Source organism: Actinotalea fermentans, from assembly GCF_007991475.1.
Lineage (GTDB): Bacteria > Actinomycetota > Actinomycetes > Actinomycetales > Cellulomonadaceae > Actinotalea > Actinotalea fermentans.
Genome location: NZ_BJYK01000007.1, coordinates 88,577 through 96,263, shown reverse-complemented (window position 1 = coordinate 96,263; position 7,687 = coordinate 88,577). Strand labels below are relative to the sequence as shown.

8 protein-coding genes are annotated in these 7,687 nt (G+C 76.1%); all 8 read left to right on the top strand.

What is annotated here, in order from left to right; genetic code table 11:
* A partial coding sequence (locus AFE02nite_RS11210; RefSeq protein WP_261765587.1) for an FtsK/SpoIIIE domain-containing protein occupies positions 1-1,746 on the top strand: 1,746 nt, incomplete at its 5' end.
* A gap of 115 nt (positions 1,747-1,861) precedes the next feature.
* Positions 1,862-2,161: a WXG100 family type VII secretion target gene (locus AFE02nite_RS11205; RefSeq protein WP_034247943.1), complete on the top strand. Its 300-nt coding sequence runs from the start codon at positions 1,862-1,864 to the stop codon at positions 2,159-2,161.
* Between the two features lie 55 nt (positions 2,162-2,216).
* Complete coding sequence (locus AFE02nite_RS11200; RefSeq protein WP_034247944.1) at positions 2,217-2,516, top strand: Rossmann-fold NAD(P)-binding domain-containing protein; 300 nt, start codon at positions 2,217-2,219, stop codon at positions 2,514-2,516.
* Complete coding sequence (locus AFE02nite_RS11195) at positions 2,513-3,805, top strand: hypothetical protein (protein ID WP_034247945.1); 1,293 nt, start codon at positions 2,513-2,515, stop codon at positions 3,803-3,805. Before AFE02nite_RS11200 ends, AFE02nite_RS11195 begins: the two co-directional genes overlap by 4 nt.
* Positions 3,805-4,542: a hypothetical protein gene (locus AFE02nite_RS11190; RefSeq protein ID WP_034247946.1), complete on the top strand. Its 738-nt coding sequence runs from the start codon at positions 3,805-3,807 to the stop codon at positions 4,540-4,542. Before AFE02nite_RS11195 ends, AFE02nite_RS11190 begins: the two co-directional genes overlap by 1 nt.
* Positions 4,543-4,544: 2 nt before the next feature.
* Positions 4,545-5,126: a hypothetical protein gene (locus AFE02nite_RS11185; RefSeq protein WP_034247947.1), complete on the top strand. Its 582-nt coding sequence runs from the start codon at positions 4,545-4,547 to the stop codon at positions 5,124-5,126.
* A gap of 13 nt (positions 5,127-5,139) precedes the next feature.
* Positions 5,140-5,802, top strand: coding sequence for a response regulator transcription factor (locus tag AFE02nite_RS11180; RefSeq protein WP_186814544.1), 663 nt, complete (start codon positions 5,140-5,142; stop codon positions 5,800-5,802).
* Positions 5,795-7,687 (top strand): sensor histidine kinase, encoded by a 1,893-nt coding sequence (locus AFE02nite_RS11175; RefSeq protein ID WP_186814543.1) that lies wholly within the window; start codon positions 5,795-5,797, stop codon positions 7,685-7,687. The genes AFE02nite_RS11180 and AFE02nite_RS11175 overlap by 8 nt, the downstream gene beginning before the upstream one ends.

Below are 7,687 nucleotides of genomic sequence, written 5' to 3'. Positions count from 1 at the left end.
GGGCGGACGCCCGCCACGCCCGAGCGCACCCGCGTGCTCGTCACCGAGCTGGGCTTCGGCCGGGGTCGCGTCTGGGAGCGGCCGCCGAGTGCGGTCCCGGCGGCGGGCGAGACCACGCCGACGGACATCTCGCGCGTCGTCGAGGTCATGCGCTCCGCGGCGGACCAGGCCGGAGTCCCGGCTCCGCGCAAGCCGTGGCTGCCCGTCCTCGCGACGGTCTACGACCTGGCGAAGCTCCCGCAGCGCACCGACACGAGGCTGGCGCTCGGCGTCCAGGACGACCCCGAGCACCAGGCCCAGCGCACCGCTTACTTCCGACCCGACGCCGAGGGCAACCTCGCGGTGTTCGGTGCCGGCGGCTCAGGCAAGTCCGTCGTCCTGCGCACGCTGGCCGCCTCGGCGTCGATCACCCCCCGCGGTGGGCCCGTGCACGTCTACGCGCTGGACTTCGGCGGCGGCGCCCTCGGCCCGCTGGAGGTCCTGCCCAACGTCGGCGCCGTCGTCTCGGGCGGCGACACCGAGCGCGTCGACCGCCTGCTCACCTGGCTGCGCCGCGTGGTCGACGAGCGTGCGGTCCGCTACGCGCAACGTCGCGCGTCGACCATCGAGGAGTACCGGGAGGCGGCGGGCGCCACGGAGGAGCCGCGCATCCTCCTCCTCGTCGACGGCTTCCCCGCGTTCCGGCAGGAGTACGAGAGCGTCGCGGGGCGTACGTCGGCGTACGCGGTGTTCCAGCAGATCCTCGGCGACGGCCGCGCGGTCGGCGTGCACGTCGCGCTGTCCGCGGACCGGCCCGGCTCCGTCCCGGCGTCGATCGCCACAGGTATCCAGCGCACCGTCGTCCTGCGCCAGGCGGACGAGAACGGCTACCTCGCGCTCGACGCGCCCCGCGACGTCCTGTCGGCGACCTCGCCGCCCGGCCGGGCGATCGATCTGCCCGGCGGTCTGGAGATGCAGATCGCGGTGCTGGGCGGCAGCGCCAGCCTCGCGGAGCAGTCGCGTGCCTTCGAGCGGCTCGCCGCCGTCGTGCCGGCCAGGCCCGCCTACCGGGCCCAGCCGGTCCTGCGACTGCCCGAGGTCGTGCCGGCCGCCACGATGCCCGACGAGGTCGGCGGCCTGCCCGTGCTCGGCGTCGCGGACGACACCCTCGCGCCCGTCGGGTTCACACCGTCGGGCACCTTCCTGGTCTCCGGGCCGTCCTCCTCCGGCCGGACGACGACGGTGCTCCAGCTCGCCCAGGCGCTGCGGCGCTGGCGGCCGGGGCTGCGCATCGTCCACCTGACCGGCCGGACGTCGCCGCTGAGCAGCATGCCGGTCTGGACCGCGTCGGAGCGGGCCCTGGACGCCGTCGCCGCCCTCGCGGCGGAGACGACGGCCCTGGTGAAGGAGCCGCCGTCCGCCGGCGGGGGACCCGTGGTGGTCGTGATCGAGGCGCTCTCGGACTTCCTGGGGACACCGGCGGAGGCGCCGCTCACCGAGCTGATCAAGCAGGCCAAGCGCAACGAGCACCTGGTGATCGCCGAGGCCGACTCGTCCTCGTGGGGGTCGACCTGGCCTCTGGTGATGGAGGTGCGCTCCGGTCGCCGCGGCATCGCGCTGCAACCCGACCAGATGGAGGGCGACCTGCTCTTCCGCACCAGCTTCCCGCGGATCAGCCGCACCGAGTTCCCGCCCGGGCGGGGTCTCGTGGTCGAGGCCGGCAAGGTCCGCCGGATCCAGGTCCCCCGGCCCGGGGGAGACAGCTGAGCGGGCCTCTCACCAGGGGAGTTGTCCCCATCGACGGCAGTACCGCGGAACTCGATCCTGAGTCCGCGACCAACGAACCACCGGAGGAGCCGGTGGTGCCATCCAAGGAGAAGTCATGGCGAACATCAACGTCACCTACCAGGACCTCGAGGACGCCGCCGGTCGGCTCCAGAACGGTCAGAGCGAGCTGACGAACAAGCTCGACGAGCTGAAGGCCTTCATCGACTCCCTCGTCTCGGGCGGCTTCGTCACGGAGCAGGCGTCGGTCGCCTTCCAGGAGAAGTACGGCGAGTTCACGTCCGGCGCGACGCAGGTCGTGGGCTCCCTCGAGGGCCTGTCCTCCTTCCTGCGGCAGACCGCCAACGTCATGCGCGACACCGACACCGGCCTCGCTCAGGCGATCCGCGGCCAGTGACGGGCAAGGGCGCCGCCGTCCCCCGGCGGCGCCCTCCGTGAGGGAGGAGAGGACAGTGGGCAGTCGCCTCGAGGTCGACACGCACGCCCTGCGGCGCACCGCGCGCGACCTGGCCGTGGTCCGGGCGGAGCTGACCGGCGCGACGGCGTACGTGGGTGCCATCGCCGACGACGTCGGCCACCCGGGGCTCGCGGGCCGCCTCGAGCGGTTCACCGAGTCGTGGCGGGTCCACCGTGAGCGCCTCGTCGACGCGATGGAGGGGCTCGACCAGGTGGCCCTGAAGACCGCGGAGACGTTCGAGCAGGCCGACCGCGAGATCGCGGCGTCGATCCGGGGAGCGGGTGACGAACGATGAGCGCGCGCCCCCAGGACTGGTCCCCCCTCCTCGAGGACCGGGACCCCGTTCCGGGTGACCCCGCGGCGGTCCAGGTGGCGGTCAGCCACTACCGCCAGGTCGTGGACGGGATCCGGTCGGCCGCCCGCAACCTGGCCGCCGTCGCCACGGCGAGCGACGACTCCAGCGACGCGATGACCGCCTTCCGGGAGCGGGTCGGCACCGTCCACAGCGACCTGCGCAAGATCGAGTCGCGCTACCAGGGCCTGGCGGACGCCCTCGCGGGGTACGCGCCGCGGCTCGCCTCCGCGCAGGAGGTCTCGGTCAGCGCGCTCGCCGCGGCGCGCGAGGCCCAGCACCGTGCGTGGGCGGCCGAGAACGCCGAGCGCAACGCGGACGACCAGCTCCGCGCGTCGGGCGACCCCGCACAGCAGCAGGAGCTGGCCACGCAGGTCGTCCTGGCCCGCCGAGCGTCGGAGGACGCCGCGGCGAACCTGGCGGCCGCCCGCGCCCAGCTCCACGGCGCCGTCGCCTCCCGCGACGCCGCGGCAGCCGTCGCGATCGCCGTCATCGAGGACACGGAGGCAGCGAGCACGGTCAACGACTCGGTGTGGGACCGCATCGTCGACACCGTCGGCGACATCGCGGTCGTGCTCGGGAAGTGGTTCGAGGCGATCGCCGACATCCTGGACAAGCTCAGCGCGGTCCTCGCCGTCCTGCAGGTCGTCCTGATCGTCGTGTCGTTCTTCGTCCCGGCGGTCGGGGTGCTCGTGCTGCTGACGAAGGTGCTGAAGATCATCACCGTCGTCGGCAAGATCGCGAAGGCGGTCACGGTCGTGCGCAACGTGCTCCGCGTGGTCCGCGTCATCGCGGGCCGGGAGAAGGTCACCTGGCGGGGTCTGCTCGGCGAGGCCATCAAGGTGGGCGCCGGCGCGCTCATCGGCGGTGTGGCGGACCGGATCGGGCAGGCGGCGTCGGACGGCATCCTCAAGCAGGCGCAGGGCGTCCTCATGAACTCCGAGCAGATGCGGTTCGTGCGCGCCGGGCTCACCGACCCCGCAGGCCGGGCACGCGCCTGGGGCGACCAGGTGTTCCCCGACGACTCGTACGGTGAGCTGCTCGACCTCGCGGGCCGCTCGACCGAGCGCGGGCGGCAGGCCATCGCCGACGCCGTGTTCGACAACTGGGTGGTCGACCATGTGGTGGACGAGGCGGCCGACGCCGTGCAGGGCGGGGTCGACGCGCTCGTCGACGCCGCCGTGGACGGCCCGCGCAGGTCGTCCGACGTCTCTGGAAGTGGGGGTTGGTGATGACGACCGACAACGGGGCCGCCACGCGGCAGCGGCAGGCCGGGTACAGCATCGTGATCCCGCCCGGGTGGGCACGCCTGGACACCGGCGCCGACGTCGACCGGCAGGTCGATGCGCTGGTCACGCGTGCCTTCGCCGGTCGCGGCGTCGACGAGACGGCCCGGGCGAGGCGCGAGCTGGCCGACCGGCTGCGCGCGATGGCCCGGGAGGCCGCCGGCCAGGGCGTCCTCGCGGTGTACTTCCCCTTCGAGGAGTCGGCGGGGGCGCCGGCGCCGGTGTCGCTCGCCGTGGCGGCGATGCACACCAAGGGCCAGTCGGACCCGATGGCGACGCTGCTGGCGATCGCGTCCCAGGACCCGACGGCGCAGGCCGTCGACCTCCCCGGGTCCGTCGCGCTGCGCACCACCCGCACGGCGCCGGCGAACCTGCCCGCCGACGGGCCGGTCGCGGACGACGCCGACGCCGGGCCTGAGCTGGACGACGCCGTGGCCGACGCCCTGGGCGCCGCCGTCCCCGTCGACGCAGACGCTGACGCGACGGACGGCGTCGACTCCGCGGACGTGCCCTGGGTCCGCCGGGAGCTCCGCTACCTCGTCGGCGATCCCGGGGACAGCCGCCGCTGGCTGTCGTTCGTCCTCGTGTCCACCCTGCCCGACGCACCGGAGCCGCAGGAGCTCGCGGACGTGTTCGAGGAGCTCGTGGACGCGCTCATGCTGACCTTCGCCTGGGAGGACTGACCGTGGTGCTGCTGCTCGAGTGCGACCCGGACCCGTCGACGTGGCTGCCCGTACCCGACGCCTGGGGCACCCCCTGGGCGAGCCCCGAGGAGTGGGCGGGCCAGGCCGTGGGTGCCTTCGGTAACGAGGACGCGCCCCCGCTCGACGACGTCGCGCGCCACCTGGTCACGGCACTCGCCGCGATCTCGCGGAGCCGGGTGGCGGGCGGTGCGGTCGACCGGTCCTACGTGTTCCTCCCGGAGGCGCACGTCCCGCCGGTCGTCCTGGACGTGGCGATCCTGGCGGCCGAGGGTGTGGCGGAGGAGCGGCACCGGTACCTCGGACGGGCCGACGTCGGCGGTGCCGGCGCGGCCCAGGTGTCCGAGGTGACCAGCGACCACCTCGGCGTCGGCACCGCGGTGCTGCGCTTCGACGAGGTCGGCCGCGGGCCGCAGCCGCGCCTCGTGGGGGTGTGGCGGGCGCTGTGGCGCGTCGGTGAGCACGACGTGGCGGTGAGCGTCAGCGCGCCGTCCCCGGACGCGCTCCTGACGGTCCTCCCGTCCGCCACGGCGCTCGTCCGGACCCTGCGCGTCGCCGGGGTCTGACACCATGACGCCCGTGGGACGGGCGCTGCGGGTCGGCATCGTCGACGACCACCCCGCGATCGCCTCGGGGATCCCGGCGGGGCTCGCGGACCGCGTGTCGTTCGCGGCCGAGCCGGTGGTCGCGACCACCGTCGGCGAGCTGCTCGCGGCCGCGGACGGGCTGGACGTCGTCCTGCTCGACCTGCGCCTGCAGGACGGCAGCGAGCCGCCGGCGAACGTGGCCGCGCTGGTCGCCGCGGGGTGGCCGGTGCTGCTGTACACGCAGGTGCGCCAGCCGCAGGTCGTCGCGGAGTGCCTGCGCGCGGGCGCGCTCGGCGTCGTGGGCAAGCACGAGTCCTGGGAGGTGCTCGCCGAGGCGGTGCGCACGGTGGCCGACGGCGACGCCCACGTCAACGCGGACTGGGCGGCGGCGCTGCAGCTGGTCATGGCCGAGCGGCCGGTCCTGGCCCCGCGCGAGGCCCAGGTGGTGAACCTGTACGCGACGGGCCTGCCGCTGAAGTCGGTCGCGCGCCGGCTCGGTGTCGCCGAGGAGACCGCCAAGGAGTACCTGGCCCGCGCCAAGCGCAAGTACCTGGACGCGGGGCGGCCGGTGCGCACCCGCACCGAGCTGTACCTGAGGGCCGTGGAGGACGGGCTCGTCGCACCGCCGGGCGAGCGCTGGTCCGATGATGCCTGACGTCGGTCCGGTCCGCACCGCCCTCTCGTGGCTGGTCGTCGTGGCCCTGGTGGCGCAGACCCCGGCGGCCGTGCGCGGTTGGCTCGAGGCGCCGGACGTGTCGGGGGCCGCGGTGGCCGTCGTCGCGTGCCTCGCGGCGGTCGTCGGCTGGCTGGTCTGGCGAGCGGCGTCGGGCCTGGACGTGACGCCCGCGCTCCGCGCACTCGTGGCCGTCGGTGTGCTGGGCGTCGGCGCGCTCGCCCTCCTCGCGCAGCGCGACGGCGCCGCGGCGGACGTCGACGCGGTCCTGCCGCTCCTGGTCACGGGCGCGTGCGCGGCCGTGCTGCTCTCCGGCCGGGCCGCGCTCGCCGTCGTGCCGGTCGTGGCCGTCGCGGGCGCCTGGGCGCGCTGGCCCGCGGCGGGGGCGACGGCCGTCGTCGGCGGCGCGGTGACCGGGCTGGCCGCCCTCGCCGCCTTCGTGGTCGTGCGGTCGGTGGCCCGCGCGCACGACGCCGTCCCGGCCGCCGTCGCCGCGGGCTGGGAGGCCGCCGAGGAGCGGACGCGGATCGCCGAGCGCGCCCGGGACCGTGAGCTGTGGGACGGCCTGGTGCACGACAAGGTGCTCGGCGCGCTGGCGCTCGCCGCGCCCGGGCCGGTGTCGACGGCGGCGCGCGAGCTGGCGTCGGACGCCCTGGCGTTCCTGCGTGGCCAGGCCCGCCCGGAGTCCTCGCTCGACGCCCGATGGCGGCGCCACACCGCCCGGCTGGGGCTCGAGGCCGAGATCACCGTGGTGGACGACGGCGCCGGACAGGTCGACGCGGGCGTGCGCGAGGCGCTCGCGGGCGCCGTCGAGGAGGCCCTGACGAACGTGCGGCGCCACTCGGGCCAGCACGCTGCCACGGTGGTCGCCGAGCTGAGCGAGCACGCGGCGCGGGTGGTCGTGACGGACCATGGGATCGGCGTCGGCGGCGCTGCGGGGCTCGGCGCTGCGGGCCTCGGGGTGCGGCTGGGCATCGAGGCGCGGATGCGCGCGGTCGGCGGCCGCGCGGACGTCGGGCCGGACGAGGGCGGCGGGACGGCCGTCGTCCTGGTCTGGCCGGCCGGTCCGGGGGCGACCGGCCAGGCGTCGCGGCAGTCCGCCCCTCGTCCGCAGCCGCCCGCGCCCCGGCGCCTGCCGGTCGTGGCGGCACTGGTGATGGCAGCCGTGCTCGCGCCTGGCCTGGCCCGCCTGCGCGACGCGCCGCTCGCCGCGCAGGTGGGCGACATCGTCGCCCTCGTGCTCGCGGCCCTCGCGGCGGGCTGGGTGGTGCGGTCGGTCCTGGTCGACGCGCTCGAGACGGTCGCGGCGATGACGGATCGGGCAGGTGAGCTGCGGGTCGCGCTCGCGGTCGAGGCGGACCGGCAGGCCGACGCGGCCGCGCGGGCGTCGGCGCTCGACGCCGCGGTCGGGGGTGCGCTGGAGCTCCTGCGGGACGCGCCCGCGGTCGACGCCGGGCAGGCGGCGGCCCTGGACCGTCTCGGGTCCGCGACGCGGGACCGGCTCGCCGCGCCGGACCTCGTGGACGACGCCGTCGCGGCGGCGCTCGCCGCGGCCCGCGACGCGGGTGCGCGGGTCGACGTCGTGCCTGGTCACGTGCGGCCGGCCGTCGGCGCGGACTCGGCCGAGGCGTGCCGCGCCGCGCTCCGGGCCGTGCTGGACGCCGTCGGGCCGGGGAGCGCCGTCCGGGTCACGTGGGCGGGCGGCGGGGTGAGCACCGTCGCCGTCGTCGGCCCCGGGGAACTCCTGGCGCCGCGGCTGCGGGAGCTCGCGACCGCGCACGCCGACCGGGTCGCGATGACGGTCGACGGCGACGAGGACGCGCTGCTCGTCGAGCTCGCGCCGCTCGTGGCGGCCGGGAGCGACTGA